A 25,881-nucleotide genomic window follows, 5' to 3' on the forward strand; every position below is an offset into this window, starting at 1 on the left:
CGGCCATGCTCTCAGCGGTCATCGGGTTGTCTCTCACGGGTGCTGGTTGCTGACCGACACGACCTCGCCGGTCATGTACGACGACAGGTCGCTGGCCAGGAAGAGCACCACGTTGGCGACCTCCTCGGGGGTCGCGGCCCGGCCGAAGGCCTCCTTGGCGGTCAGCTCCGCCAGCAGCTCGGCGCTGACGGTCTTCTCCAGGAAGGGGTGCATGGCCAGGCTGGGCGCCACGGCGTTGACGCGGACCCCGGCCGGCGCCGCCTCCATCGCCACGCAGCGGGTGAAGGCCATGACGCCGGCCTTGGCGGCGGCGTAGTGGGCCTGGCGCTCCTGCGCCCGCCAGCCGGACACCGACGCCAGGTTGACGATCACGCCGGACTCGCGCGGCAGCATGTGGCGCAGCACGGCGCGGGTGACGCGGAAGACGCTGGTGAGGCTGATGTCGATGACCTTGTCCCACTCGGCGTCGGTCATGTCCACCACGGCCTGGTCGCCGCCCATGCCGGCGTTGTTGACCAGCACGTCGATGCGTCCGGCCTGTTCGACGGCCCGCTCGACCAGGGCGTCGACCTGGGCGGTGTCGCTGACGTCGCAGGGGATCGCGACCGGCTTGACGCCGGCGGCCTCGGCCAGCTTCTCGGCGGCCTCGGCCAGCCGGCGCTCGTGGACGTCGCTGATGACCAGGCGGGCGCCCTCCTGCGCGCACTTCAGCGCGGTGGCGTAACCCAGCCCGGCGCCGGCGGCGGCGGTGACCAGGACGACCCTGTCATTGAGCATCCCGCTCATCGGTATTCCCCACTTCCTTCCGGTCGAGCCCCTCCAAGATTGAGGGTGCCCCCCTTGTGGCGACTCGTCTTTCTTTTAGAAGATAGCTATCTTCATAGAAACAAGCAACCGGCCCCTACCCTCGAGGAGCACCATGACCGAGGCCGTCATCGTCGCCACCGCCCGTTCCCCCATCGGCCGCGCCTTCAAGGGCTCGCTGAAGGACCTGCGGGCCGACGAACTCGCCGCCCGGATGATCTCCGCGGCGCTGGCCAAGGTGCCGCAGGTCACCCCCGACGACATCGACGACCTGCTGCTGGGCTGCGGCTCGCCCGGCGGCCAGCAGGGCTTCAACATGGCCCGCGTCGTGTCGGTCCTGCTCGGCTACGACCAGGTGCCCGGCGCCACCGTCACCCGCTACTGCTCCTCCTCCCTGCAGACCACCCGGATGGCGCTGCACGCGATCAAGGCGGGCGAGGCCGACATCGTCATCTCCGCCGGCACCGAGTCGGTGAGCAACTACGCCAAGGGCACCAGCGACCGGCCCCCGGCCGACGCCGGCACCGCCGCCGACTTCGGCTGGCACCACCCGGCCTTCGCCGAGGCGCGCGCCCGCGCCGCCTCCGGCAAGTGGGAGGACCCCCGCCAGGCCGGCGAACTGCCCGACGTCTACATCGCCATGGGCCGCACCGCCGAGAACGTCGCCGGGCTGCGCGGCGTCACCCGCGCCGAGCAGGACGAGTTCGCGCTGCGCTCGCAGAACCTGGCCGCACGCGCCATCGCCTCGGGCTTCTACGAGCGCGACATCACCCCCGTGGAGCTGCCCGACGGCACCCTCGTCACCGCGGACGACTGCCCCCGCCCCGCCACCAGCGCCGAGTCCCTGGCCGGGCTCAAGCCGGTCTTCAGCGAGGACGGCACCGTCACCGCCGGCAACTGCTGCCCGCTCAACGACGGCGCCGCCGCCCTGGTCATCATGAGCGACACCAAGGCCGCCGAGCTGGGCGTCACCCCGCTCGCCCGGATCATCTCCACCGGCGTGTCCGGCCTCTCCCCGGAGATCATGGGCCTCGGCCCCGTCGAGGCCTCCCGCCGCGCCCTGGCCAAGGCCGGCCTGAGCGTCTCCGACCTGGACCTGGTCGAGATCAACGAGGCGTTCGCCGCCCAGGTCGTCCCCTCCTACCAGGAGCTGGGCATCGACCTCGACAAGGTCAACGTCCACGGCGGCGCCATCGCCCTGGGCCACCCCTTCGGCATGACCGGCGCCCGCATCACCGGCACCCTGCTCAACGGCCTGCGCGAGAAGGACGGCACCCTCGGCCTCGAGACGATGTGCGTCGGCGGCGGCCAGGGCATGGCCATGGTCATCGAACGCCTCAGCTGACCGCGTCCGGGGGCCCGCCCGGCCGAACGGCCTTTGGCCCGGGCCGTCCCGCCTTCGAGCGGGACGGCCCGCCTCGACTCCGAAACGGTCCCCGTCCCGACCGGACGGCCCCTCCAGGTCAGGGGAGGCGGCCGCGCAGGGACTGGGAGGAGACCACGGCGGTGCCCGGGGCGAGGCCGTAGCGCATGGTGTTGTCCAGGTGGGCGCGGGCGAAGGACTCGAGCTGCTCGGCCTCGCCCTGCTCGATCAGGCGCAGGATCCGTTCGTGGGCGCGGATGCCGGTCTCGCGGCGGGCCACGTCGGGGAAGTCGCCGGCCTCCAGCGCGTGGGAGGCCCACGCCTGCTCCTGGGAGGCCCACAGGGACTCCAGGGTGCCGGCGATGAGGATCAGCGTCTGGTTGCCGCACAACCGGACCAGCGCCTCGTGGAAGCGGCGGGTGACCCGGGTGAACTCCACCTCGTCGTCCACGGCCTCGAGCGTCTGCTCGTGGATCAGCCGCAACTGCGGGAGCACCTCGGTCGCGCGGTCCTCACGGGTGGCGCACAACGACACGCACACCGGCTCCAGCCGCTTGAGCGCCTCGCCGACGTCGGCGTAGGACGTACGCTGGAACTGCATCACGAGGCCGATCATGTAGGCGGCGTTGGCGGCGGTCGGCACGTGCACCACCGACCCGCCCTTGTTGCCGCGCTGCACCGTGATCAGCCCCTCGGCCTCCAGGATGCCCAGCGCCTCCCGCAGCGAGGGGCGGCTGACCTGGAACTCGCGCAGCAGCTCGTCCTGCGCGGGCAGCTCGTCCCCGTCGGCGAGCGCCCCGCTCAGGATCCGGTCCCGCAGGATGGCGGCGACCATCTCCGCCAATCGCGGCTGCCTGAGCTGCAAGGTCGACTCCCCGGATGAGAACGTGTGCGACGGACCGGGCCGCCCCGGAGAAGGCCGAACACCGGACCCGCGGCACCCCATCCGCTTAACTATACTATGAATACTATCTTCTAGAGGAAAGAAAAAGGGGAGGTCCGGATGACCCCGGTCCGCCCTTCCCCATGAGACCACCGATTCCGAACGGCGAGGCCTGTTCTCCGAACGTATCCGCGACCACCCTGCCGACCGGAAGCCCCGGGGAACGGGAAAGGCCCTTCCTGCGGCGGCCCGGGTCCGCGTGGCTCCTCGCCCCTCCACGGAAGGCCGGGAGACGGGAAAAATATTTGACCGGCGGCAACGGGCCGAGCAGTATGCCGCAATGCGGGTGGGAGTGGTCGGACTCAAAAGGGGACTCCATCTGGCGGACTGGTGCCGTCGGCTGGGCATGGAAGTGGTGGCCGCGTGCGATCGCGACCCCGGGTGCCGCGCGGAGGCGGGCGGGCTGCTGCCGGACGCGGTGCTGACCGAACGGTGGCAGGACCTGCTGGAGCACCGGCTCGACGGGGTGATCCTCGCCAACGACTTCGACGCGCACGCGCCGTTGGCCGTCGCCTTCCTCGAACGCGGCGTGCACGTGCTGTCGGAGACCGCGGCCTGCGCGGACGCCGAAGAGGGGCGCCGGCTCATCGAGGCGGTGGACGCCTCCTCCGCGACCTACTCCTTCGCCGAGAACTACGTTCTGCATCCGCATGTGCGGCTCATCGGCCGGGCCCTCGACGCCGGAGAGCTGGGCCGGGTCAACCTGGTCGAGGCCGACTACCTGCACGGCCTGCCTCCCGAGGCGGTCGAGGAGCTGATCGGAGATCCCGGGCACTGGCGGGGGCGGATCGCGCCGACCGCCTACTGCACGCACACGGTCTCGCCGGTGCTGGCGCTCACGGGCGCGTGGCCCGTGGAGGTGACGGCGTTCTCGGCGGACGAGCACGATCCCCGCGCCGCGGTCGTCATGGCGATACGGCTGTCCAGCGGCGCACTGGCGATCACCCGGCACGGTTTCCTCCAGGGCGAACCCGACAGCCACTGGAGCTGGGTCTCGGCGCGCGGCACCCGGGCCCTGGCCGAGTCCGTACGCGGCCCGGCCGAGGAGGCCTGGTCGGTGCGGATCAGATCCGAGGCGTGGGCGAACCCGGACGGCCGCACCCGCGAGGAGAGGCGCGTCCCTCCTCCGCTGCTCCTCCCGAACACGACCACGGAACCAGGGACCCCGTCACCCCGGGCGGTCCCGGCCGCGAGCACGGAACACGGCTCTGCGGTTTCCCGTACGGATGAGACGGTGGAACGCGACGCCGAGGGCACGGTACTGCTGCTTCAGGCATTTCAGGCGACCGTCGAACGGGGAGAACCTCCCCTGATCCCGGTGCGCCCCGCCGTGGCCGCGTCACTGGTCGGCGTGGCGGGCGCCGAGTCACTGGAGAACGGGTCACGTCCGGTGGCGATGCCCGGCTTCTTCCGGGACCCGACAGCCTGACGGAGCCGCCTCGGGCTCGGTCCGGTTCGGAGCGCGGCGGCGGAAGTACGCGGCCGTCAGATCTTTCTGAGCTCCCAGCGTTGGTTGCCGGTCTGGCTCTGCGGCAGGAGGAAGACGGGCTCCCGGTCGCTGAGCCAGGACAGGGAGGTGTAGTAGTCCGGCCGCGTGACGCGCACCCACTGCCGCCCGTCCGCCGCCTGGAGGACGGTGAGGGTCCACAGTTCGTCCAGGGCGGCGCAGTCGCGGGTGCCCACCCGCTGGGGGTAGATCCGCACCAGGGAGGGGGCCAGGCAGTTGCCGGTGGCCCCGTGCCTGATCACGTATCCGCCCTCCCGGACCTCCATCTGCCAGCCCGTCCCCTCGCAGGGGCCGAGCCACAACGACACGTCCGCCTCACCCGTCCCGCTCAGGCAGTGCCCCGCGGGCGTGACGACCTGGTAGGCGCCCGGCTCCACCCGGGCCGCCTCCGCCGCGGTCCCGTTCCCTCCGGCGGCCACGGCGCCCGCCCCTCCCAGGACGGCAGCGGCACAGGCCAGGCGAACACGCATGACGACCCCCTCCAGTGTGAACACAAGCAGTAACAGATCATGACACAGGGCACTCGCCGTTTCCGGCAAGAAGACGGCGCCAGGGCCGGAACGTATCCTGGACCCGTGATCAAGGCTGTGCTGTGGGACGTCGACGACACCCTCTCCGATTACACGTCAGCCGACATGCAGGGCGTCATCCGGCACTTCACCGCCGAGGGACTCCCCTGCGACGAAGCCGCCTACCTCCGCTGGCGCACCGTCACCGACGCCGCCTACGCCCGTTTCTCCGGCGGAGAGCTGACCTTCGTCGGGCAGCGCCGCGAACGCGCTCGCGCCTACCTCGGCGCCCAGGCCACCGACGAGGAGGCCGATGCCTGGTTCGCCCGCTACCTCGTCCACGACGAGGCGTGCTGGACGGTCTTCCCCGACGTCGTCCCCGTCTTCGCCGCCCTCGCCCACCGCCACGCGGTCCTGTCCAACTCCAACGCCGCCCTGCAGGAACGCAGGCTCACGGCCCTGGGCCTGCGCCACCACTTCGAGTTTCTGGCCTGCTCCGACCAGACCGGCCACGCCAAACCCGCTCCCGCCGCCTTCCGGCACGCCTGCGCCGCCCTCGGCCTCCCGCCCGCCGAGGTCGCCTACGTCGGAGACCGGCTGGACCTCGACGCCCTGGGCGCCGAGGCCGCGGGCCTCCACGGGATCTGGCTCGACCGCACCGGCCCGCCCACCACCCCGCCTCCCGGCGTCCACCGCATCACCACCCTCGCCCGGCTCCCCGCCCTCCTGTCCGCGCTCTGAGGTGCTCAAGGGGACGGGTCGCCGTCCACCGGGCCGCGGCCCCGGGACACGGCTGCGAACCCGCTCCATGAGGTCGTCGGGACGATCGAGCAGACCGGCCGCTCATCCCTCGCGGAGATGCGCCGCCTGATGAACCTGCTGCGCGGCGACGACGTCGACGGCCCCGCCCCCCGCCCGGCCTGGCCGACCTGGGCGCCGCGGCGTCCGCGGCGGACCTGCGCACCGAACCGGCGATCCACGGCGCTCCGCGCCCGCCGGCCGTCGGCGCCGACCTGGCCGCCTACCGGATCGCCCAGGAGGCCCTGACCAACGCCGTGAAGCTCACCAAGACGGAGTCCCGGGACCGTGCCCAGCTGGTCATCTTCGCCTACGAGTCCGGCCTGGTCTCCGTGCCCTGGAGGCACGGCCGGGTTCACCCGGAGCGGAGGGCGGGGGCGCGGTCGAGGGCGATGCCGAAGCGGGTGCGGTAGGCGGCCAGGACGGCGGCTTCGTCGGGCAGGAGGGTTTCGGTGCGCACGCCGTGCTCGGTGGTGATGAGTTTGGCGCCGCTGAGGGTGACGCGGCCGCCGGCGGTGCGGAGACTGCAGGTCAGGCCGCGGGTGAAGGGCGATTCGGGGGACGTGCGGTGCCACCAGCATGCCGCTCTGAAGTCGGCCAGGGCGGCGGGCCGGGGGTCGATGACGAGGGACGAGCCCTCGGTGTCGTGCACCTCGAGGAGGCCGTCCCGGTCGGTGATGCGGTAGACGCCGGCGGTGTCGTGCTGCGGGGCGCGGTCGTCCAGGCGCAGGGGCGCGTCGGTGAACTCGCCGAAGCCGACGTCGGCCAGCCACGGTTCTTCCAGGTCGACGCGCAGGGTCAGGTGGTCGTAGGGGATGCCGAGGGCACCGTCGGAGCCGCGCACCCGGCCCGCCAGGAGCGTCACCTCGTAGCCGAGGGAGCGCAGGAGGGCGGCGAACAGGCCGTTCAACTCGTAGCAGAACCCGCCGCGGCGCCGCTGGACGATCTTCTCGTAGAGGTGTTCCTCCGCCAGGGTGACCGGCTCGTCCAGGTGGATGCTCAGGTTCTCGAAGGGCACCGCCCGCAGGTGCGCGTACTGCAGGGCGCGCAGGCCTTCGAGGTCCGGTTCGCCGGGCCTGGCCGCGCCGATTCTCGCCAGATATCGCCCGATCTGTCCCTCGTCCACGATGTCCAGTGTGCCCTAGGGCGGCGGCTCCGGTGAGCACGTCCCGCGGCGAGTCGATCTTTTGCCCCTCCTCGGCTCAGCCGGAGTGCGCCGCGCGCAGCTCGTGTTTGAGCACCTTGCCCGAGGCGTTGCGCGGCAGCTCGGCGACCACGGCGACGGCCGTCGGCTTCTTGTAGGAGGCGAGCCGGTCCCGGCACCACCCGGCCAGCTCGGGGGCGGTCGGGGCCCGCCGCCCCGCCGCCGGGACGATCACCGCCAGCGGCGTCTCCCCCCACTTCTCGTGCGGGACGCCGACCACCGCCACCTCCGCGACGTCCGGGTGCGCGGCCAGGACGTTCTCCACCTCGGCGCAGTAGATGTTCTCCCCGCCCGAGATGATCATGTCCTTCTTGCGGTCGACGACGTAGAGGAAGCCCTCCTCGTCGGCCCGCACCAGGTCGCCGGAGTGGAACCAGCCGCCCTCGAACGCCTCGGCGGTGGCCTCCGGGGCGTTCCAGTACCCCGACATCGTGGACGGTCCCCGGTAGACGATCTCGCCGACCTCGCCGGGCGCGACGTCCTTCATGGCGGCGTCCACGATCCGCGCCGCGACCGTCGCGACCGGCCTGCCCACCGAGCCGATCTTGCGCAGTGCGTCGGCGGCCTCCAGCGCGCAGGTGACCGGGGACATCTCGGTCTGCCCGAACACCGCGACGTTCGCCGCGTGCGGGAACACCTCGGCCATGCGCTCCAGCAGCGTCACCGTCGCGGGCGCCGCGCCCCAGCTGATCGTCCGCAGCGAGCGGGCGCGGTGCGGGGCCGACGGCTCGGCGCACAGCACCTGCCACTGCGCCGGGACGAGGAAGGCGCTGGTGACCCGCTCGGCCTCGATCAGCCCGAGGGTCGCGGCGGCGTCGAACTGCCCGCTCGGCATGATCACGGTGGTGGCGCCGACCATCAGCATCGGCGCCACCGAGCCGATCGCGCCGATGTGGAACAGCGGGGACGCGCACAGGTTGACCTCGTCGTCGCCGAACAGCCGCCACGCCCGGACGAGGGTGAACGACTGCATCAGCAGGTTCAGGTGCGAGAGCATCGCGCCCTTGGGCCGGCCCGTGGTGCCCGACGTGTACATGATCAGCGCGGTGTCCCGCTCGCCGACCGGCACGGACGGCGGCTCGGCGCCCTCGGCCAGCACGGCCTCGTACCGCTCGGCGTCGATCGGGGACTCCCCCGTCACCAGGCAGGCCGGCTCGAGGTCGCCCATCGAGCGCACCGCCGCCGCCAGGGGCGCCAGGCCGCCGTCGGCGACCAGCATCCGGGCTCCGCTGTCGGCGACGATGTAGGCCGCCTCCGCCGCCGACAGGCGGAAGTTCACCGGGACGGCGATCGCGCCCAGCAGGTTCGCCGCGACGACCGTCTCGACGAACTCCGGCCGGTTGGTCATCAGCACCGCGACACGGTCGCCCTGCCGGACGCCCCGCGCGTGCAGCCCGCCGGCCAGGGCGCGGACCCGCCGGTCCAGCTCCGCCCAGGTCGTCGAGGCGCCCTCGAAACGCAACGCGACGCCGTCCGGACGCGTGTGCGCGTGCCGGGCCACATGGTCCGACCAGTGGGCTCCACTCCATCCGCTCACCGACATCAAGCCTCCTCGACCCAGACGGAACCCGTTTCCGCCCCTCATCCTCGCCCATGGACGCAAGTGATCTCTGTCATCATTTCGGGATGAGTCTTTTCGGGTGGGAGATCTTGCCTTTCCAAGGCATAGGGGGACTACTCGCCAAGCCCATCCTGTTCGGCATGACCCGGCGTGAGATCGACCGGCGGCTTTCGAGGGCACTGGGCGACGCGGTGGGAGAGGTCCGGACCTTTCGCAAGGCCTTCTGGGACACCGGGGTGTGCGACCACTACCTCGAGGGCGACCTGATCCTGTTCTACGACGACGCGGACCGGTTGTACCACCTGGAGATCCACGACGCGGCTCCCGCCCACTACGACGACGTCCTGCTGACCGGCCGCCCCCACGGCAAGGTCGTGGCGGACCTGCGCGGGCGCGGGCACCGGGTGGTCGAGGGCGAGACGGGCTGCGAGGTGCCCGAGGCCGGGTTCAACCTCACCGCGGTGGACGCCGACGACGACTCCCTGGGAGTGGAGTCGGTCGGGGTGTTCCTGCGCAGCCCCGCCGAGAGCCTGATCAGGATGTCCCGGGAGCCGGGCGTCGAGGCGATCACCGAGCACGACCTGGTGTCCGGTGAGGGCACCGGGACGGTGCGGCTCGGGCAGGGCCGGTGGGAGCTGCGCGAACGGCTGGGCCCGGCGCTGCAGAGCGTCCCGTCCTACGGCGGGGCGGCGCAGGACTGGTACTTCGACCACGGCCTGATCCTGAAGTTCGGCGAGGACGAGCGGTTGAGGACGCTGGTCATCAGCTACGTGGGGGCACAGGGCGCGGTGCGGTTTCGCGACGTGCCCCTGCTGGACCGCCCCTATGCGGAGGTCGTGGCGGACCTGGCGGCGCTGGGCGTGGCGGTCGAGCCGGGAGAGCTGTGCGGCAGGGTGCCGGAGCACGGGTTCACGTTGTCGTTGATGGGGCGCCAGAACCCGGCGATGCCGGTCTCCGCGGTCGTGTTCCAGCAGCGTTCATAACATATTGATCTTTGTCTTGATCTAGCCCGAGTTTCGGTGTTGTGCCGGATGGGTAGTGCTTTACGCTTAGGCGCGTTTCTGTTCGTGACTGAGGAGTCGCATGAGGCGCGCAGGTCTGGTCGTCGGCATCGCCGCCGGAGTCGTGGCAGTGGGTGTCGGCGCGGGAGTCCTCGTGGCGACCGGATCGGACGGGGAGAAGCCCGGGACCTCGGCCATGCCCGTGCCGACGCTGAGCATCCCCGGCGTACCGCTGAACCCGGGCGCCTCCGGCGGGAGCAGCACCGCGACGGCTTACCTGCACCTGGGCTGGGGAAGCCCGCCGAAGGTGCAGAAGGTGATGAAGGCGACGGGGCTCAAGTCGTTCACGATGGCCTTCGTCCTCTCCGACGGCGGCTGCAACCCCGCCTGGGACGGCAACCGCCCCCTCCGGGGCGGTGTGGACGCGCGGACGATCTCGCAGATCAAGGCGGCGGGCGGCAGCGTCCAGATCTCCTTCGGCGGCTGGTCCGGCCGCAAACTCGGCCCCGCCTGCTCCAGCCCCGAGGACTACGCCGCCGCCGTGCAGAAGGTCGTCAAGGCCTACCGCCCGGCCGCGCTCGACTTCGACATGGAGAACGACGAGCTGAAGGACGCAGCGGTCCAGGACCGCATCCTGCGCGGCCTGAAGATCGTGGAGCGCAAGAACCCCGGCCTGCGGGTCATCATCACGATGAGCACCGGCAAGAACGGCCCCGACCAGTGGGGGCTGCGGCTCATCCGGCAGGCCAAGGCGCTCGGCGTGAAAGTCGACAACTACACGATCATGCCGTTCAACTTCAACGGCTCCGACACGCGCGCCGACACGATCCGCGCCGCCCAGGGGCTGAAGCGCGCCCTGGTCTCCGTGCGGGGCTGGAACGACCGCACCGCCTACCGTCACATGGGCATCTCCGGCATGAACGGCCACTCCGACGACAAGGAGGTGACCACGCCCGCGACCTGGAAGGCGATCCGCGACTGGTCCTCCGACCGCGGCCTGGGCCGCCTGGCCTTCTGGTCGGTCAACCGCGACCGCCCCTGCCCCGGCAACGTCAGGACCACCTGCAGCGGCGTCCGCCAGGACCCCTGGCAGTTCACGCGCATCACTGCGGGCTTCTGAGCATCGTCTCGGCGGCCCGGCGTTCCCCAGCTGCCGGAAAAGTGCATGTGCTCTACGCTTATGAGGCTCTTTTCCTTCTCGAGGAGTCGCATGAGGCGCGTTGATCTGGGCATCGGAGTCGTCGCCGGGATCGTGGCCGGAGGCATCGGCGCGGGAGCCGTCGTCGCGCTCACAGCGGACGACCGGGAGCCCGGCAAGAAGAACGGCACCTCGGTGGCCGCCTCGAGGACTCCGCAGCCGGGGCCGTCCGCGACGGGCCTGGACCAGTCCGCGCTGCCGCAGCAGACCGAGAAGAGCGCACGGCCGAAGCCGCCGGCCATGCCCGTGACGACGGCGGACACCTCGAGCGTGTCGCTGAAGTGGGGCGCCTCCGGCGGAAACCACATCACCGGCTACCGGGTGTACGACGGGACGAGGCTTCTGGCCACCGCCAAGGGCGACAAGCTGCGGATCAAGGGCCTGAAAGCGTGCCGGACATACCGGCTGGAAGTCGTCGCGTTCAACCCGCAGGGCGAGTCCGAGCGCAGGACCGTCCAGGTGAAGACGCGCGGCTGCACGCCATCGACGTCGGGGAATCCGATGGCCACGGCGTACCTTCACCTGGGCTGGGGGCGCCCGCCGGAGGTGAAGACGGTGATGGACGCGACCGGCATCCGGTCGTTCACGATGGCCTTCGTCCTCTCCGACGGCGGCTGCAACCCCGCGTGGGACGGCGACCGCCCGCTTCAAGGCGGTGTGGACGCGCGGACGATCTCGCAGATCAAGGCGGCGGGCGGCAGCGTCCAGATCTCCTTCGGCGGCTGGTCCGGCCGCAAACTCGGCCCCGCCTGCTCCAGCCCCGAGGACTACGCCGCCGCGGTGCAGAAGGTCATCGACGCGCACGGCCCCGCCGCCGTCGACTTCGACGTGGAGAACACCGACGAACTGCAGAACGCCGCCGTCCAGGACCGCATCCTGCGCGGCCTGAAGATCGTGAAGGGACGCAACCCCGGCGTCCGGGTCATCGTCACGATGAGCACCGCCAAGAACGGCCCCGACCAGTGGGGGCTGCGGCTCATCCGGCAGGCCAAGGCCCTCGGCGTGGACATCGACAACTACACGATCATGCCGTTCAACTTCAACGGCACCGACCTGCGCGCCGACACCATCGCCGCCGCCGAAGGCCTCAAGAACGCCCTGACGTCGACGTGGGGCTGGAGTGACCGGACGGCCTACAGCCGGATGGGCATCTCCGGCATGAACGGCCACTCCGACCAGAAGGAGGTGACCACGCCCGCGACCTGGAAGGCGATCCGCGACTGGTCCTCCGACCGCGGCCTGGGCCGCCTGGCCTTCTGGTCGGTCAACCGCGACCGCCCCTGCCCCGGCGACGTCGTCTCCACCTGCAGCGGCGTCGACCAGGACCCCTGGCAGTTCACCCGCATCACCGCCGGCTTCTGACCCCGCGACCGTACCGCCGGACGGCCTGGAGGAGCATCGGTCTCCCGGCGTCCGGTCACCCGGCCGTGTGGGCGAGGACGGCGGTGGCCAGCTCCTCGTGCGTCTCCGGCGGCAGCGTGTGGCCCATGCCCGCCACGATCATCAGCCGCGCGCCCGGGATCTGCTCGGCGATGACCGCGCCGTGGCCCGGCTTGACCGGCTCGTGGGAGCCCTCGATGACCAGCGTGGGCGCCTTCACCTGGTCCAGCACGCCCGCCGGCTCGAAGTCGGGGTCGGTCATCGCGGCCATCCGGTGGTGGGCCGCCGCGGACAGGTCGCGGGCCCGGTCGTGGATCCGCTCCTGCAGCCGGCGTGCCGCGTCCTCGTCGAACGGCAGCCCGGTGCCGTGCAGCACGCGCTGCTCGGCGATCATGCCGTTGATCCGGGCGCGCCGGTCCTCCGGCGGCGGTGCGGTCATCAGCGCGCGGTAGAAGGCCACGAACTCCGGCGCCGGTTCGGGCAGGCTCCCCTCCGGCTGCGGCTGCCCGGTCAGTGCCCGCATGAGCACCTGGCCTTCGCCGCCGCCGAGCGGCGAGGAGGCGATGACGGTCAGCGAGCGCACCCGTTCGGGCCGTTCGACGGCGATGAACTGGCCGAGCAGCCCGCCCGCCGAATGGCCGACCAGGTGCGCGCTCGCCAGGCCGTGGGCGTCCATCACGCGGTACACGTCGTCCTTGATGTCGTGCCACGAGTACGGCTCCGCCTCGAAGTCGACGGTGTCCGACATGCCGGTGTCGCGATGGTCGTACCGGATCACCCGGCGGCCTCCGGCGGCCAGGCGGCCGACGAACTCGTCCGGCCACAGGACGCCCTGCGACATCGAACCCATGATCAACAGGATCGGCGCATCCGTCTCGGCGCCGAACTCCTCGCTCCAGATGTTCACGTTGTGCATGCCTCAGAGCATGCCGCCTTCCGCCACCGGTGCCTTCTGTAGAACTACCAGTCGCGCGAGATCCGTACGGGAGCCGATGCCCAGCTTCCGGTAGATCTTGTAGAGGTGGTACTCGACCGTGCGGGGGCTCAGGAAGAGCTGAGCGGCGATCTGCTTGCTCGACGATCCGTCGGCGACCAGGCCCGCGATGCGCTGCTCCTGCGGGGTCAGCGCGTCCAGTGCGGCGGGGGGCGGGGCCTGCCCGCTCTCGCCCGCCGCCCGCAGCTCGTCCTGCGCGCGGCGGGCCCACGGCCGCGCGCCCGCCCGTTCGAACGTCTCCCACGCCGTTCGCAGGTGTGCCCGCGCCTCACCCGGCCGCTGCGCGCGACGCAGGCGTTCACCCAGCAGCAGGGCCGTCCTGGCCGCCTCGAACGGGTTGGTATGCAGCCGCAGCGCCTCGCCGAAAGCGTCCTCGGACGAGTCGACCAGGCCCCGGCAGCGGGCCAGTAGGGCACGAGATTCAGGGGTCGTGGCGTGCGCCGAAGAGCGTTCGTACGCGGCCAGCACGGCCCGCGCGCCCGCCTCGTCCCCCGCGCCCACGGCGGCCTCGACGCGGTCCGGCGCCGTCCGCCACACCACGGCCGGATGCCCGGCGCCCGGTCCCGCAGCGGCGATGGCCTCGAACCGGTCGTGTGCCGCCGCGTAGCGCCCCAGACACAGATCGAGGAGGGCCAGCGCGTACGCGGCGACCGCCGCCCGCAAACCCACCCGATGCGGCACGGCGATGGCCAGCGCCTCTCGTGCCTGCCGTTCGCAGGTCTCCTCCTCGCCTCGCAGTGCAGCCAGCGCCGCCAGGTTGGCCAGGTGCGCGGCCACCGTGTTCTCGTATCCGGCCTCGCGGGCCAGTCCCAGCCCTTCCTCGGAGACGGCCTGGCTGGCGTCCAGCCGCCCGGCGATGCGCTCGGCCGTCGCCACGAACTCCAGCACGACGGGCAGCTGTCCGGTCATCCCCGACACCCTGGCCACCCGTCCCGCCCGGTCGGCCATCTCGGCCGCCAGATCCGGCTCGCCCAGCTGGCTGGCCGCGGCCGCCGCCCACAGGTACTCCGCCGCGTCCCCCAGCTCGCCGACCCGAGCCAGCGCCCGCCGCAGCAGGCCGGGCCCGGCGGCGTCGCCGTCCAGCGCCAGCCCGATCCCGGCCACCGTGTCCCGCAGGAACCCCTCGGGGTGGGCCGCAGCCCTGCGCCCGAGCCCGACGATGGCCGCCGTGTCGCCGACATACGAGGCGGCCTCCACGGCATCGGCCAGCATGTCCAGGCTGTCGCCTTCCGCGAGGATCCGTACGGCCTCGGCGGCGCTGCCCGAGTTCAGCTCGAACCGGCCGCGGAGCCGGGCGATCTCCATGGCGAGGCCGGCGTCCACGCCGGCCTGTTCGCGCGCCTCGCCCAGCAGCGACTCCGCCAGTCCCGGGCGGCCGCCGAGCCAGGCCGCGCCGGCGGCGTCCTTCAGGCGGACGGCCCGGTCACGCGGCCGGGGGGTCAGTTCGGCGGCCCTGGCGAGAGCCGTCGCGGCATCGCCGTACCCGCCGCGGTCGCGCGCCCGCTCCGCGGCGGCCACCAGCGCGGCGGCGACCCGCTCGTCCTGGCCCACGGCGGCTCCGGCCAGGTGCCAGGCGCGGCGCTCCCCCTCGGACAGCTCCGCCAGCACGGCATGGACCCGGCGGACGTCGGCGGGAGCGGCCGCCTCGTACGCCGCCGACCGGATGAGCGGATGGCGGAAGCGCACACGGGTGCCCGAGATCTCGGCCAGCCCCGACTTCTCCAGCTCCGCCAGCGCCCTTCGCCCGTCCAGGGTTCCGGCGTTCTCACCGGGCCGTACCGCCTGCTCGGCGGACAACCGGTCGGTGGCGCGCAGGACCAGATCGAGGTCGGCCTCCACCGCGGCGACCAGGGCGAGCAGCCGGGCGGGGGCCGACAACGCGCCCACCCGGTCGCCGAAGAGGCGGGCACCGCCGGGCAGCGGGTCGGGCAGCGGTTCACGTCCGGTGAGCTGGGCGGGCGTCAGGCGGGCGGCGATCTCGCCCAGGGCGAGCGGGTTGGCACGGGTCGACGCGATGAGTTCCCGCGCCACGCGGGAGGGCGGCACACCGTAACGGGACTCCAGCAGTTCGGCCGCCGCGGACTCGGACAGGCCGCGTACGTCCACCGCCAGCGGCACGCCCTTGACCGGAGCGTCGCCGCGCACGGCGAACAACATCGCGATCCGCTCCGTCCCCAGCCGTCTGGCGGCGAACAGCAACGCGTCGGCCGAGGCCCGGTCGACCCACTGGAAGTCGTCGACCACGCAGACCAGCCCTTCCGGCGCGGCGGCCTCGGCCAGCAGCGAGAGCACGCCCGCGCCCAGCAGGAACCGGTCTCCGACACCGCCCGCGGCGAGCCCGAGGGCCGCGCGCACGGCGTCGCGCTGCGGGTCTGGCAGTTCGTCGAGCGAACCTGTCACCGGCCGCAACATCTGGTGCAGCGCCGCGAACGCGAGGTCGGACTCGGACTCGACGCCGGTGGCCCGCAACACGCGCATCGCGCCGCCTCGCACGGCCGCCGCGTCGAGCAGGGCTGTCTTGCCCGCGCCCGCCTCGCCCCGCAGCACCACCGCGCCGCCGGAGCCGTCGCGAGCCCGCGCGATCACCTCGTCGAGAGCCTTGATTTCCGCAGATCTGCCATAAAGCACAAACATCCACTGTAGGAGGCGTCCGAGCCGCTCCGCCCCGGGGAGCCGCTCCTCGCGGACGGCCGGTTCGCGGTCATGACGTCCGTATGGCGCGCAGGCAGCGTTCGGCCTGGGCGCGCAGGGCGTCGGAGAGTTCCGGAGGACCGTCGGCGAGGGTGAAGCCGACGTCGATCGAAGTGATCATCCACACGAGGTTCGAGGGGGTGTCGGCGCCGACGTGCAGGAGGCAGGTGTGCTCGTCCACCGCTTCCAGGACGCCCGTGCCGGGCCAGACGCGTTCGGCCAGCGCCTCGGCCGGTTCGTGCAGGATGACGGTCGCCTGGAAGGGCCAGGCGCGGGTGGACAGGCGGTGGGCCAGGTACGTGGCGAAGTCGCCGTTCGGGGGCGGCCTGGGGGTGAAACGCGGGCCGGCGGGGGTGCGCGGCTCCAGCCTGTCCACGCGGAAGGTGCGCCAGTCGTCGCGGTCGGGGTCCCAGGCGACGAGGTACCAGTGGCGGCCGAAGTTGACGAGGCCGTGCGGCTCGACCGAGCGGACCGTCGGGCCGCCGCGGGGGCTGGTGTAGTCGAAGCGCAGCCGTTCGCGGCGGCGGCAAGCCTCGGCGACGGCCATCAGGGTGTCGGGGTCGACGGCGGGTCCGGCGGGGCCGACCCGGATGGTCGCGGTGTGCAGGGTCCGGACGCGCTGGCGCAGCCGGGGCGGCAGGACCTGCTCGAGCTTGGTCAGGGCGCGCAGCGACGTCTCCTCGATCCCCGCGACCGAACCGCCCGCGGCCGTGCGCAGCCCGACGGCCACGGCGACGGCCTCCTCGTCGTCCAGGAGCAGCGGAGGCAGCGACGCGCCCGCGCCCAGCCGGTATCCGGCGGCACCCTGCGTGGCGTGCACCGGATAACCGAGGTCGCGCAGCCGCTCGACGTCGCGGCGGATCGTGCGGGTGGTGACGCCCAGGCGTTCGGCCAGCTCGGTGCCGGGCCATTCGCGCGGGGTCTGCAGCAGGGAGAGCAGCCCCAGGAGCCGGGTCGAGGTCTTCGTCATGCCTTTCAGATTGCGTTCCGCTTAGGACTGGTTCTGCCCTAAGCGCTCTCTATGTTTCCGGCATGACCGACAAGACGCAGGACGTCCGTCCTTTCCGTATCGATATCCCGAGCTCCCGGCTCGACGACCTGGCCGCGCGGCTGGCCGGGGCCCGCTGGCCGGACGAGCTGCCGGGCGTCGGCTGGGAGAGGGGCGTGCCCCTGGACTACCTCAAGGAGCTCGCCGAGCACTGGCGCACCCGCTACGACTGGCGGGCCCGCGAGGCCGAACTCAACGCCCATCCCCAGTTCATGACGTGCGTGGAAGGCCAGAACCTCCACTTCCTCCACGTCCGCTCCCCCGAGCCGGACGCCGTGCCGCTGCTGCTCCTGCACGGCTGGCCCGGCACGTTCGCCGACTTCCTGGACGTCATCGGCCCCCTGTCGGATCCGCGCGCCCACGGCGGCGACCCGTCCGACGCCTTCCACCTGGTGATCCCCTCCCTGCCGGGCTTCGGCTTCTCCACGCCGCTGGCCGGTCCCGGCATGGGCCCGGCCCGGATGGCCGAGGTCCTGGCCGTCCTGATGTCGCGCCTGGGCTACGGCAGTTACGGCGTCCAGGGCTACGACACGGGTTCATGGGTCGCCCCGCACCTGGGCTCCCACGCGTCCGGGCAGGTCATGGGCATCCACCTCAACGCCCTGCTCACCTTCCCTGCAGGTGAGGAAGGCGAGATGGACGGCCTGTCAGAGCTCGAGCAGAACCGCTGGGAGCGGATGCAGAACTTCAACGACGGCTACCTGCAGTGCAACTCCAAGCGGCCCCAGACCGTGGGCTACGCCCTGCACGACTCTCCGGTAGGCCAGCTCGCCTGGATGGTGGAGAAGTTCAAGGAGCTCACCCACCCCGAAGAGGCGCTCCCGGAGGCGGCCATCTCCCGCGACCGCATCCTGACGACCGTCTCCCTCTACTGGTTCACCGGCACCGCCGCCTCATCCGCGCAGGTCTACTACGAGGAGATCTCCGCCGCCTCCTGGACGGGCGCCGAGGGCTGGGACGCCGCCGCCTGGGCGCCCCAGCGCGGCACGGTCCCCACCGGCGTCCTCGTGTCCGCCCATGACGTGACCGTCCGCCGCTGGGCCGAACGCGACCACACCGTCGTCCGCTGGACCGAGCTCGCCGAAGGCGGCCACTTCCTGTCCATGGAAGCCCCCGCGGTCCTGGTCGACGACGTCCGCGCCTTCTTCCGCGATCTCCGCTGACGGACGCAGTGCGCGCGGGCCCTCACGGCCCTCGCGGCCCGCGCGCACCGTCCCGGTCTCCCGGAGGTCAGGCGTGGGTGGTGATCGCCGGGAGCATCTCCTGGAACGTGCGTCCCTGGGTCGGCTCGCCGATGGCGTTCATCTTCCATCCCGGGCCGTTGCGGTAGACCCGGGCCATGATCATCGCCGTGTGCGCCCCTCCTCCGGTGAGGGTGTAGCGGGCGAGCTCGAGGCCGGTGGACTCGTCGACCAGCCGGCAGAAGGCGTTCTCGACCTCGTTGAACGTCTGCCCCTGGAACGAGCTCACGGTGAACACCACCGAGGTGGCGTGGACGGGGATCCGGCCGAGGTCCACGATGATCGACTCGTCGTCGCCGTCCCCGGCGCCGGTCCGGTTGTCGCCGGTGTGCCGGACCGAGCCGTCCTGGCTGGTCAGCTGGCCGAAGTACACCACGTCGGTGACCCGGCCGTCGGCGAACACCACGGCGGAGGCGTCCAGGTCGATCTCCTGGGACCGGGAGCCGAAGAAGCCCTTCTTCGCCACCGCGTCCCAGCCCAGCCCCATGCGGACCTGGCGCAGTTCGCCGCCGCCGGGCTTCTCCAGCGAGATCCGCTGGCCTTTGACCATCGAGACGGTCATGACCGTCGCCTCCTCGTCTCCCGGGCGCGCGGCCGCGGCCGCACGCCCTCCGGATTTGTTATTACAAGTGTAGTAGTAGACCGCGCGATCCGCCGCCGAAAGGGCTGCGGCGGCGGCTCAGAGGTCGAACTCGGCGGGGGCGAGGCCGAGCGCGAAGCACGCCTCGCGCACGACCGCGCGCTCCGCGGAGTCGAAGTCGCCGTCCGCGCCGCCGATGACGATGCCGATCTGGATCACCGCGCGGGCCTCGGCCGGCTTCTTGGCGGCCTTGGCGACCTCCTGGAGGACGCTGACCTTGCCGAAGGCGAAGTCCGCGGTGAGCTTGGCGCAGTAGTCGTTGAACCGCTTCTGCAGATCGTCGGCCGGGAAGTTCTGGAGCACCTCGTTGCCCGTGATGAGCGAGGCGACGCGCTGGCGCTCCGAGGGGTCGATGCTCCCGTCGGCCGCGGCGACCAGGGCGCACATCGCCATGCTCGCGTCCCGGAACGCGCCGCTCTTCAGCTCGTTCTTCTTGGCCGTCAGCTGCGCCTGCATCGTCTGGGTCGATTGCCGGAACCTGTCCCACAGTGCCATTGGAATCTCCGTTCTCGTACGCCGAACCTTCGAACAGGAGCCTAACCACTTCTACTACAAATGTCGTAGAGGGGTCGCCGGAGCGCCCGGACGGCGCCTGCCGCAACGGGTGTTCCCCGTTGCGGACCGGCTCACAGGAAACTCAGGTTCAAGGCGTGATCGAGCTGGAGCGCGACCAGCGCCAGCGCCCCCGTGGTGAGGCCCGTGGTCAGCAGGGTGGCGGGGCCGCTGACGGGATTGCGGCCGGGCGCGGCGCCCAGGAGGGCCTGGACGCGCTGCACGACCCCGGAGTCGGCGAAGGCCGGCAGGGCGCCGGGCGGGGACGGGGAGCGCAGCAGGGCGACTTTGGCGATGGTGCGGGCGACGAAGCCGCGGTCGCCGACCGACTCGGCCGCGTCCTCGTCGGCCCAGCGCTCCAGGCAGAAGCGCAGGCGCTCGTTCAGCCTGCGCAGCGGCGGCAGGGTGCCGGCCGCGAGCGACCCGACGGCCAGGTAGCGGTGATGGCGGTGCCGCAGATGGGAGGCCTCGTGCTCGAACACGACCTGCAGCTCCGCGGTGGTCAGCGCCCTGATCAGCCCCTTGGAGGCCAGGACGCCGCCACGGCGGCCGGGCACCGCGACCGCGACGGGGATGTCCGTCTCCAGCAGGCCCCGGGACAGCTCCTGCGCGGAGCGGACCTCGGTGGCCCAGCGGGCCGCCAGCCGCGAAACGGTGACCGTGCCGGTGACGGTGAGCGCGATGGCGGGCAGGCCCAGCCAGGCCGGAACGGGATGGTCGTCACCGAACAGCGCCCACTCGGGCAGCCTGTCCGCCACCCGCGGCAGCAGGCTCGCCCCGTAGTTGACCGCGATGAAGAAGAACGTGCCGATCGTGGCGAGCACCGTCGTGGCCGCGACCGTGCCCAGCACCCGGGCCGACCACAGCGGATGCAGGGGCAGGGGCACCCTGCCCAGGACCATGCTCAGCAGGAACGTGATCAGGGCGGGGAGGAAGGTGAACCAGTTCATTCCACGCCCTCGCGATGCTCGAGGATCTGGCGCAGCGCCGCGGCGTCCTGCGGGCTGAGGATCTCGACGAACTGGCTGAGCACGCCGGACGGGTCGCTGGCGAAGCGCAGGTGGTCGTTCATGCGGTCGGCGACCAGCCGGGACTCGTCCACGACGATCTCGTACCGGAACTGGCGGCCGTCCCGGGTGCGCGTCACCAGCCCCTTGTCCAGCAGCCGGAAGAGGATGGTGTTGATCGTCGTGTAGGCCGGATCCCCCGGGATCTGCGTCTGGAGTTCCGCGGTGGAGACCGGCCCGCCGGCGGCGAGCACCGCCAGGACCTCGGCTTCGAGCTGCCCCAGTGGACGTCGTGACACAGGACGGACCTCCTTCATCTCTCGGTGTTCAAGCGCATCGCGGCGGGCTCCGAAGGGCGGCCGTCATCGGACGGGGTGCGCCAGGACGCTCAGCAGCGTCTTCTCGACGACCGTGCCGGACTCGTCGTCGGCGAGCCGTCCGGCCGCGACCTCGGCGGCGGCCGTGTGCAGCAGAGCGTAGACGGTGGCGACGAGCCAGTCGGCCGGAAGGTCGCCGCGGAAGTCCCCGGTGGCCTGGCCCTCGCGGATGAGGTCGCGCACGTAGGCCATCGGCGTCCGGTGGTGGTGGCGCACCTCCTCGGCGGGCAGTGCCTGCTCGGCGGCCTCGTAGAGCCGGCCGAACTGGTTGAGCTGGGACCAGCAGGCGCGCATGACGCGGGCGAAGGCCTCGGCGGGCGCCTGGCCGTCCGTCGTCGCCGCCTCGATGGCCGCCATGCTGCGGGCGATGGCCCCGGCCAGCACCTGGCGTACGAGGTCCTCCCTGGAGGCGAAGTGCGCGTAGAGGGTGACCCTGCCGACCCCCGCGGCCCGGGCGACGTCCACCATGCTCGCGCCGGGGTCGAGGGCGAACAGCTCGGTGGCCGCGCCGACGATCGCGGCGATGCTGCGTTCGGCGTCGGCTCTGCGGCGGGTGCCGCCCGACCGCTCCCCGGTCTTGCTCCCGGGAGGCGGAGCGGCCGCGGGCCCGGTCGTGGTCATGCCCCCATCCTACCGAACCCGTACACCCCTGTTGCATTTCTGCGCGCGATAGCAATACGTTAACCCGAACAGACCTGTTCGACTTAAGGAAGGCCATGTCGCACACCCCCCTCGCCCGTTCCGGGCCGCAGCATCCGGACGGGCATCCGGAGCCGCCCCACCCGCGGCGCTGGACGGCGCTCGCGCTGATCGGCACCGCGCAGTTCATGCTCGTCCTGGACGTCACCGTGGTGAACGTCGCCCTCCCCGACATCGGTACCGATCTCGGGCTGGGCCGCACCGCGCTGACATGGACCGTCACCATGTACACGCTCTTCTTCGGCGGGCTCATGCTGCTGGGCGGAAGGCTCGCCGACGTCTTCGGAGCCCGCCGGCTGCTGCTGACGGGCCTGGCGGTCTTCACCCTGGCGTCGTTGGCCGCCGGCCTCGCCCAGAACGAGACCCTGCTGATCGCGGGCAGGGCGGTCCAGGGCGTCGGCGCCGCGCTGCTGTCCCCCGCGGCGCTGTCGACCGTCACCACCTCCTTCCACGGAACCGAGCGCAACAGGGCACTGGGCGTGTGGGCGGCGCTCGGCGGCACCGGATTCGCCGCCGGAGTGCTGCTCGGCGGGCTGCTCACCGCAGGACCCGGCTGGCGGTGGGTCTTCTTCGTCAACGTCCCCGTGGGAATCGTGCTCTTGGCCGCGCTCCCGGCCGTCGTCCGTGCGCGTCCTGCGCACCGGACGGCGGGACGGCTGGACGTGGGCGGCGCTCTCACCGTCACCGCCGCCACCGCGGCGTTCATCTACGGCATGGTCAACGCCGGCGACGACGGGTGGACCTCGCCCGGCACGCTGCTGCCGCTCGCCGCCGCCGTCGTGCTGTACGGGACGTTCGCGCTGGTCCAGCGCGCGGCGCAGGACCCGTTGATGCAGGTGGGCATGCTGGCGCGGCGGCCCGTCGCCGCCGGCGCCTTCCTCATGCTCGTGGCCTCGGGCCTGCTGATCTCGTTGTTCTTCCTCGGCTCGCTGTACCTGCAGCACGTCCGCGGTGTCAGCGCGCTGCGGACCGGCCTGCTCTTCCTGCCCGCCGCCCTGGCGACCGGGGTCGGGGCGCACGTGGCCGGCCGGCTCGTTGGAACCGTCGGCACCAGGCCCGTCGCGGTCACCGGACTGGTCCTGGTCGCCGCGGGAGCCGGGCTGCTCACCGGGCTGTCCGCCGACGGCGGCGTCGGCCTGGAACTGCTGCCGGGAATCGTGATCGCCGCCGCCGGAGTCGGCCCGGTGTTCGTCACCGCGACGGCCTCCGCCCTGGCCCACGTCCCCCACGAGGAGGCCGGGCTGGCCTCCGGTGTGATCAACACCTTCCATGAGCTGGGAGCCGCGGTCGGCGTCGCCATCGCTTCGACCGTCGCCGCCGCGGGCCTGTCCGGCGCGCCGTCCATCGGGGGCTTCACCGGCGCCTACACGATGTTCGCGGTCATCGCCGCGGTGTCCGCGGCCGTCTCCCTCTGGCTGGTCCCCGCGGGCAAGCCCGAGATGAGCGGTGTCCCGCACGTCCACTGAGAACTCCGCGCCGACCTCGAAGCCCGGGATCCGGCCCGTCCGGTGAAACCCGTCAACTCTCGGGCGGGCGCTCGTAGGAGGCGGCGATCGCGGCGGCGCGGTCGCGCAGGGCGGCGCGCAACCACTGCGGGGCCAGGGCCTCCGCGCCGGTGGCGAGCTGCCACAGGGCCCACTCGGCGTGTCTCCGGTCTTGGAACGTCACCTCCAGCCGCAGCCGGCCGTCCGCGTCGGTCTCCTCGGCGAGGACGGCCAGGGCGGTTCCCACCAGCTCCTCCCGCCGCGACGGGTTCACCCTCACCAGCACGGTGACCTGGTCGCCGCCGCTCCGGAACCGTGTGCTGCGCTCCTGCCAGGCCCGGTCCAGGTCGACTCGGTCCGGCCGCTGTGCGGGTTCGGCGAGTTCCTCGGCGGCCGAGATCCGGGACAACCGGTAGGTGCGGTCCGCGCCGGACCTCTTGGCCAGCAGATAGCCCTGGTCGCGCACGGTGACCAGGCCTACGGGGTCCACCGTGCGCCACTTCGGGCTCTGGTCCGCGGCCGCGTAGCGGATGCGCAGCCTGTGTCCGGCGAACACCGCGCGCCGGATCTCGGCCGCTACGGCGTCGGGCACCTCCTCGGCCACCAGCCGGCGTGAGAGCAGGTCGGTCTCCGGGTCGATGAGCAGCCGCTGGGCCGCGCCGGCCGCGATGTCCTGATAGTTCGCGGGCAGCGCGTCGACCACCTTGAGCATGGCCGAGGCGAGCGCCGAGCCGAGGCCGAACGCCTGCGCGCCGCGCCGCGACCCGGCGATCAGCAGGGCGAGCGCCTCGTCGTGGTTCAGCCCGGTGAGCTCGGTCCGGAAACCGGGCAGCAACGCGAAACCGCCGTGCCGGCCGCGTTCGGAGTAGACCGGGACACCGGCCGCGGACAACGCCTCGACGTCGCGCAGCACGGTGCGGGTGGACACCTCCAGCTCGCGGGCCAGCGCGGTCGCGGACATCCGGCCGCGCTGGCGAAGCAGCAGCACCAGCGATACCAACCGGTCGGCGCGCATACGGGAACTCTAACGAAATACACGACACAAGATGTCGTGATTTCTTGGCAGGCTCGTCAGCACGTCCGGAAGCCGGCGGCCGCCGGGCCGCCGACGGACATGATGTCCACGAATTCGAAGGAGCCGACATGGCAGTGGAGCGAACAGCGGTCAACCCGTGGGCGTGGTCGGTGGAGATGGGATACAACCAGGGCGAGACGGTCTCCGGCCAGACCCGGACCCTGTACTGCTCCGGGCAGACCGCGATGAGCGGCGACGGCAAGCCCCAGCACGCCGAGGACATGGGGGCGCAGCTGGCGCTGAGCCTCGACAACCTGGAGGCCGTGCTCGGTGAGGCAGGCATGTCCCTGGCGAACCTCGTCCGGCTCAACGTCTACACCACCGACGTCGACCGGCTCTTCGAGCACTACGGCGTGCTGGCGGCGCGGTTGGGCGCCGCCGGGGTGGCGCCGCCCACCACGATGCTCGGGGTGACGCGGCTGGCGATCGCCGACCTGATGGTCGAGCTCGAGGGCACCGCCGTCGCGTGACGCGACCGTGCCGTCTCCGGCGGGACCGCCGGAGACGGCACGAGGAGCAGGCGGCCTCCGGTGCTCGGAGCTTCCGCGGCTACGGCGGCGAGCCGCCGTGCCGGGGGCCTTCGCGACGGGTCAGGAGCTTTCCAGGCGCGGACCGCGCGCACGCCAGATGGCCACCGAGATCGTGCTCATGTCGAGGGCCTCGTGGTTGCCGATCTCGCCGGAGACGGTGCGGCCGACGAACTCGGCCATGATCTCTTCGGGGTCGCGGTCGAGTTCGTAGACGGCGAGGTGGCGGTGCGCGGGTCCCGCGACGCCGGGGGCCTCGACGGGGGCGAGCTCGTAGCGCCGCCCGGAGACGACGCCGGGGGTGGCGACGATCTCCGCGAGGTGGGTCCGGTCGTACCAGTCGTTGTAGACGTCCTCCAGGCCGGGCTTCGGGTCGGAGAAGACGAGCAGCAGATCCCTTTCCGCCATGGTCTCCCTTTCGTCGCAGTGGTTTCAGGAAATTTATGGCAGTGGACTGTCACGAACAAGGGCGGCGGCCGACTCCGGCCACCCTCAGGAGGAGGGCCGGGCCAGGTCCTGGAGGACGGCGAAGGAGCCGTCGATCACCTGGCCGAAGGGAATGTGCGCCGGGCCGCGCAGCCACCGGGTGAGGGCGTGGTCGAGCACCGTCAGGCCCAGGGCGGCCAGCAGGTCGCAGCCGGCGTCGGGGACGGCCGCGCCGCGGCGACGGGCGATCGCCTCCGCCAGCGCCTCGGCGTTCTCGGCGTGGTTGGCGCTCTCCCTGCCGCGCAGGGTGAGGGAGGAGGCGACCGCCTTGCGGTACAGCTTGACCTCGCCGCGCAGCCGGTGGAGGCCGGGGGCGAGGATGACGAACGAGGCGCGCATCGCCTCCAGCTCCGTCATGGTCTCGGGCTGGGCGAGGTAGACGCCGGTGAAGGAGCGGACGAAGTCCGACTCGCCGCGCAGCAGCACCGATTCCTTGGTGGGGAAGTACCGGAAGAACGTCCGGGGGGAGACTCCCGCGGCCTCGGCGATCTCCTCCGTGGTCGTGGCGTCGTAGCCGCGCTCGGCGAACAGCCGCAGCGCGGCGTCGATGAGCGCCTGCCGGGTGCGGGCGGCCCGCTCGGCGCGTGATGGCCCTGTTTCTTGCGGCATATGTCCCGCCCGGTCTTCTCGGTTCGCTTAGATGACAGCTTACTGTCATTTAATATCACGGCCCGAGCGTCCGGCGGGAGAACCGGGCCGCTACGATCGGCGGATGGACATCTCCTCCGTCGGCGGCGTTCTCCCCCCGCCGGTGCGCCCCTGACCGGGCGCACGCGCTGAAGGCCTGACCTC

25 protein-coding genes are annotated in these 25,881 nt (G+C 72.2%); 9 read left to right on the forward strand and 16 right to left on the reverse strand.

Going from position 1 to position 25,881, the window contains the following annotated elements; all coding sequences use genetic code 11:
- Nucleotides 1–33: 33 nt before the first annotated feature.
- Nucleotides 34–786: an SDR family oxidoreductase gene (locus tag C2865_RS25900; RefSeq protein ID WP_106401148.1), complete on the reverse strand. Its 753-nt coding sequence runs from the start codon at nt 784–786 to the stop codon at nt 34–36.
- A gap of 133 nt (nt 787–919) precedes the next feature.
- On the opposite strand from C2865_RS25900, the gene C2865_RS25905 reads away from it, so the two are divergent.
- Nucleotides 920–2,149, forward strand: a complete 1,230-nt coding sequence (locus C2865_RS25905; protein ID WP_106401149.1) for an acetyl-CoA C-acetyltransferase — start codon at nt 920–922, stop codon at nt 2,147–2,149.
- A gap of 118 nt (nt 2,150–2,267) precedes the next feature.
- Here the strand turns inward: C2865_RS25905 and C2865_RS40205 are convergent, their stop codons facing one another.
- Entirely contained in the window at nt 2,268–3,032 is a 765-nt protein-coding gene (locus C2865_RS40205; protein WP_198653594.1) for a FadR/GntR family transcriptional regulator, read from the reverse strand.
- A gap of 358 nt (nt 3,033–3,390) precedes the next feature.
- On the opposite strand from C2865_RS40205, the gene C2865_RS25920 reads away from it, so the two are divergent.
- Entirely contained in the window at nt 3,391–4,539 is a 1,149-nt protein-coding gene (locus tag C2865_RS25920; RefSeq protein ID WP_106401150.1) for a Gfo/Idh/MocA family protein, read from the forward strand.
- 56 nt (nt 4,540–4,595) lie between these two features.
- Here C2865_RS25920 and C2865_RS25925 read toward each other — a convergent pair whose 3' ends face one another.
- Nucleotides 4,596–5,087 (reverse strand): hypothetical protein, encoded by a 492-nt coding sequence (locus C2865_RS25925; RefSeq protein WP_157963918.1) that lies wholly within the window; start codon nt 5,085–5,087, stop codon nt 4,596–4,598.
- 105 nt (nt 5,088–5,192) lie between these two features.
- Here C2865_RS25925 and C2865_RS25930 point away from each other — a divergent pair, with 105 nt between their 5' ends.
- Entirely contained in the window at nt 5,193–5,867 is a 675-nt protein-coding gene (locus tag C2865_RS25930) for an HAD family hydrolase (RefSeq protein ID WP_106401152.1), read from the forward strand.
- A 412-nt stretch (nt 5,868–6,279) separates the two neighbouring features.
- Here the strand turns inward: C2865_RS25930 and C2865_RS25935 are convergent, their stop codons facing one another.
- Together C2865_RS25935 and C2865_RS25940 are read right to left on the reverse strand one after the other, a co-directional pair.
- The gene (locus C2865_RS25935; protein WP_232835813.1) at nt 6,280–7,050 is read right to left on the reverse strand and encodes an arylamine N-acetyltransferase family protein; all 771 of its coding nucleotides are present in this window, start codon (nt 7,048–7,050) and stop codon (nt 6,280–6,282) included.
- A 76-nt stretch (nt 7,051–7,126) separates the two neighbouring features.
- Nucleotides 7,127–8,671, reverse strand: coding sequence for a long-chain-fatty-acid--CoA ligase (locus tag C2865_RS25940; RefSeq protein WP_106401153.1), 1,545 nt, complete (start codon nt 8,669–8,671; stop codon nt 7,127–7,129).
- Between the two features lie 158 nt (nt 8,672–8,829).
- On the opposite strand from C2865_RS25940, the gene C2865_RS25945 reads away from it, so the two are divergent.
- The 3 genes from C2865_RS25945 (at nt 8,830) to C2865_RS25955 (ending at nt 12,250) form a co-directional block, all read left to right on the forward strand.
- Nucleotides 8,830–9,672, forward strand: a complete 843-nt coding sequence (locus tag C2865_RS25945) for a hypothetical protein (protein WP_106401154.1) — start codon at nt 8,830–8,832, stop codon at nt 9,670–9,672.
- A 100-nt stretch (nt 9,673–9,772) separates the two neighbouring features.
- A complete protein-coding gene (locus C2865_RS25950; RefSeq protein WP_106401155.1) occupies nt 9,773–10,810 on the forward strand; it encodes a chitinase in 1,038 nt (345 codons plus the stop codon).
- Nucleotides 10,811–10,900: 90 nt separating this feature from the next.
- Entirely contained in the window at nt 10,901–12,250 is a 1,350-nt protein-coding gene (locus C2865_RS25955) for a fibronectin type III domain-containing protein (RefSeq protein ID WP_106401156.1), read from the forward strand.
- 55 nt (nt 12,251–12,305) lie between these two features.
- On the opposite strand, the gene C2865_RS25960 is transcribed toward C2865_RS25955, so the two are convergent.
- The 3 genes from C2865_RS25960 to C2865_RS25970 all read right to left on the reverse strand — a co-directional run bounded on the left by C2865_RS25960 (nt 12,306) and on the right by C2865_RS25970 (nt 16,923).
- Nucleotides 12,306–13,184, reverse strand: coding sequence for an alpha/beta fold hydrolase (locus C2865_RS25960; protein WP_106401157.1), 879 nt, complete (start codon nt 13,182–13,184; stop codon nt 12,306–12,308).
- A 3-nt stretch (nt 13,185–13,187) separates the two neighbouring features.
- On the reverse strand, nt 13,188–15,896 hold the full coding sequence (locus C2865_RS25965; protein ID WP_269802746.1) for an AAA family ATPase: 2,709 nt from the start codon (nt 15,894–15,896) through the stop codon (nt 13,188–13,190).
- 67 nt (nt 15,897–15,963) lie between these two features.
- Complete coding sequence (locus C2865_RS25970) at nt 15,964–16,923, reverse strand: helix-turn-helix transcriptional regulator (protein WP_106401159.1); 960 nt, start codon at nt 16,921–16,923, stop codon at nt 15,964–15,966.
- Nucleotides 16,924–16,985: 62 nt separating this feature from the next.
- On the opposite strand from C2865_RS25970, the gene C2865_RS25975 reads away from it, so the two are divergent.
- Nucleotides 16,986–18,164 carry an epoxide hydrolase family protein gene (locus C2865_RS25975; protein WP_106401160.1) on the forward strand — a complete coding sequence of 393 codons (1,179 nt, stop codon included), beginning with the start codon at nt 16,986–16,988 and terminating at the stop codon, nt 18,162–18,164.
- A 67-nt stretch (nt 18,165–18,231) separates the two neighbouring features.
- On the opposite strand, the gene C2865_RS25980 is transcribed toward C2865_RS25975, so the two are convergent.
- From C2865_RS25980 to C2865_RS26000, 5 genes are all read right to left on the reverse strand, one after another.
- Nucleotides 18,232–18,804, reverse strand: a complete 573-nt coding sequence (locus C2865_RS25980; RefSeq protein WP_106401161.1) for a TerD family protein — start codon at nt 18,802–18,804, stop codon at nt 18,232–18,234.
- A 117-nt stretch (nt 18,805–18,921) separates the two neighbouring features.
- The gene (locus tag C2865_RS25985) at nt 18,922–19,377 is read right to left on the reverse strand and encodes a tellurite resistance TerB family protein (protein ID WP_106401162.1); all 456 of its coding nucleotides are present in this window, start codon (nt 19,375–19,377) and stop codon (nt 18,922–18,924) included.
- A gap of 131 nt (nt 19,378–19,508) precedes the next feature.
- The gene (locus C2865_RS25990; RefSeq protein ID WP_106401163.1) at nt 19,509–20,384 is read right to left on the reverse strand and encodes a M56 family metallopeptidase; all 876 of its coding nucleotides are present in this window, start codon (nt 20,382–20,384) and stop codon (nt 19,509–19,511) included.
- Nucleotides 20,381–20,740 carry a BlaI/MecI/CopY family transcriptional regulator gene (locus C2865_RS25995; protein WP_106401164.1) on the reverse strand — a complete coding sequence of 120 codons (360 nt, stop codon included), beginning with the start codon at nt 20,738–20,740 and terminating at the stop codon, nt 20,381–20,383. The genes C2865_RS25990 and C2865_RS25995 overlap by 4 nt, the downstream gene beginning before the upstream one ends.
- Before the next feature lie 63 nt (nt 20,741–20,803).
- Entirely contained in the window at nt 20,804–21,439 is a 636-nt protein-coding gene (locus tag C2865_RS26000; protein WP_106401165.1) for a TetR/AcrR family transcriptional regulator, read from the reverse strand.
- Between the two features lie 95 nt (nt 21,440–21,534).
- On the opposite strand from C2865_RS26000, the gene C2865_RS26005 reads away from it, so the two are divergent.
- Complete coding sequence (locus C2865_RS26005; protein ID WP_106401166.1) at nt 21,535–22,983, forward strand: MFS transporter; 1,449 nt, start codon at nt 21,535–21,537, stop codon at nt 22,981–22,983.
- A gap of 52 nt (nt 22,984–23,035) precedes the next feature.
- Here C2865_RS26005 and C2865_RS26010 read toward each other — a convergent pair whose 3' ends face one another.
- On the reverse strand, nt 23,036–24,016 hold the full coding sequence (locus C2865_RS26010; protein WP_106401167.1) for a helix-turn-helix transcriptional regulator: 981 nt from the start codon (nt 24,014–24,016) through the stop codon (nt 23,036–23,038).
- Nucleotides 24,017–24,150: 134 nt separating this feature from the next.
- Between C2865_RS26010 and C2865_RS26015 the strand changes: the two genes are divergently transcribed.
- Nucleotides 24,151–24,546: a RidA family protein gene (locus tag C2865_RS26015; RefSeq protein ID WP_198653628.1), complete on the forward strand. Its 396-nt coding sequence runs from the start codon at nt 24,151–24,153 to the stop codon at nt 24,544–24,546.
- Nucleotides 24,547–24,666: 120 nt separating this feature from the next.
- Here the strand turns inward: C2865_RS26015 and C2865_RS26020 are convergent, their stop codons facing one another.
- Both C2865_RS26020 and C2865_RS26025 read right to left on the reverse strand, forming a co-directional pair.
- Nucleotides 24,667–25,011 carry a hypothetical protein gene (locus C2865_RS26020; RefSeq protein ID WP_106401169.1) on the reverse strand — a complete coding sequence of 115 codons (345 nt, stop codon included), beginning with the start codon at nt 25,009–25,011 and terminating at the stop codon, nt 24,667–24,669.
- A gap of 84 nt (nt 25,012–25,095) precedes the next feature.
- Nucleotides 25,096–25,698 carry a TetR/AcrR family transcriptional regulator gene (locus C2865_RS26025; RefSeq protein ID WP_106401170.1) on the reverse strand — a complete coding sequence of 201 codons (603 nt, stop codon included), beginning with the start codon at nt 25,696–25,698 and terminating at the stop codon, nt 25,096–25,098.
- Nucleotides 25,699–25,881 lie beyond the last annotated feature (183 nt).

It is taken from the genome of Actinocorallia populi (assembly GCF_002995495.1).
Taxonomy (GTDB): Bacteria; Actinomycetota; Actinomycetes; order Streptosporangiales; family Streptosporangiaceae; genus Actinocorallia; species Actinocorallia populi.

Bases quoted from the DNA above. Each gene is read 5' to 3' on its own strand.
- C2865_RS25900 (WP_106401148.1), bottom strand. From the start codon at position 786: ATGAGCGGGATGCTCAATGACAGGGTCGTCCTGGTCACCGCCGCCGCC.
- C2865_RS25905 (WP_106401149.1), top strand. From the start codon at position 920: ATGACCGAGGCCGTCATCGTCGCCACCGCCCGTTCCCCCATCGGCCGC.
- C2865_RS25920 (WP_106401150.1), top strand. From the start codon at position 3,391: ATGCGGGTGGGAGTGGTCGGACTCAAAAGGGGACTCCATCTGGCGGAC.
- C2865_RS25925 (WP_157963918.1), bottom strand. From the start codon at position 5,087: ATGCGTGTTCGCCTGGCCTGTGCCGCTGCCGTCCTGGGAGGGGCGGGC.
- C2865_RS25940 (WP_106401153.1), bottom strand. From the start codon at position 8,671: ATGTCGGTGAGCGGATGGAGTGGAGCCCACTGGTCGGACCATGTGGCC.
- C2865_RS25945 (WP_106401154.1), top strand. From the start codon at position 8,830: ATGACCCGGCGTGAGATCGACCGGCGGCTTTCGAGGGCACTGGGCGAC.
- C2865_RS25950 (WP_106401155.1), top strand. From the start codon at position 9,773: ATGAGGCGCGCAGGTCTGGTCGTCGGCATCGCCGCCGGAGTCGTGGCA.
- C2865_RS25955 (WP_106401156.1), top strand. From the start codon at position 10,901: ATGAGGCGCGTTGATCTGGGCATCGGAGTCGTCGCCGGGATCGTGGCC.
- C2865_RS25960 (WP_106401157.1), bottom strand. From the start codon at position 13,184: ATGCACAACGTGAACATCTGGAGCGAGGAGTTCGGCGCCGAGACGGAT.
- C2865_RS25965 (WP_269802746.1), bottom strand. From the start codon at position 15,896: ATGTTTGTGCTTTATGGCAGATCTGCGGAAATCAAGGCTCTCGACGAG.
- C2865_RS25970 (WP_106401159.1), bottom strand. From the start codon at position 16,923: ATGACGAAGACCTCGACCCGGCTCCTGGGGCTGCTCTCCCTGCTGCAG.
- C2865_RS25975 (WP_106401160.1), top strand. From the start codon at position 16,986: ATGACCGACAAGACGCAGGACGTCCGTCCTTTCCGTATCGATATCCCG.
- C2865_RS25980 (WP_106401161.1), bottom strand. From the start codon at position 18,804: ATGACCGTCTCGATGGTCAAAGGCCAGCGGATCTCGCTGGAGAAGCCC.
- C2865_RS25985 (WP_106401162.1), bottom strand. From the start codon at position 19,377: ATGGCACTGTGGGACAGGTTCCGGCAATCGACCCAGACGATGCAGGCG.
- C2865_RS25990 (WP_106401163.1), bottom strand. From the start codon at position 20,384: ATGAACTGGTTCACCTTCCTCCCCGCCCTGATCACGTTCCTGCTGAGC.
- C2865_RS26000 (WP_106401165.1), bottom strand. From the start codon at position 21,439: ATGACCACGACCGGGCCCGCGGCCGCTCCGCCTCCCGGGAGCAAGACC.
- C2865_RS26005 (WP_106401166.1), top strand. From the start codon at position 21,535: ATGTCGCACACCCCCCTCGCCCGTTCCGGGCCGCAGCATCCGGACGGG.
- C2865_RS26010 (WP_106401167.1), bottom strand. From the start codon at position 24,016: ATGCGCGCCGACCGGTTGGTATCGCTGGTGCTGCTGCTTCGCCAGCGC.
- C2865_RS26020 (WP_106401169.1), bottom strand. From the start codon at position 25,011: ATGGCGGAAAGGGATCTGCTGCTCGTCTTCTCCGACCCGAAGCCCGGC.
- C2865_RS26025 (WP_106401170.1), bottom strand. From the start codon at position 25,698: ATGCCGCAAGAAACAGGGCCATCACGCGCCGAGCGGGCCGCCCGCACC.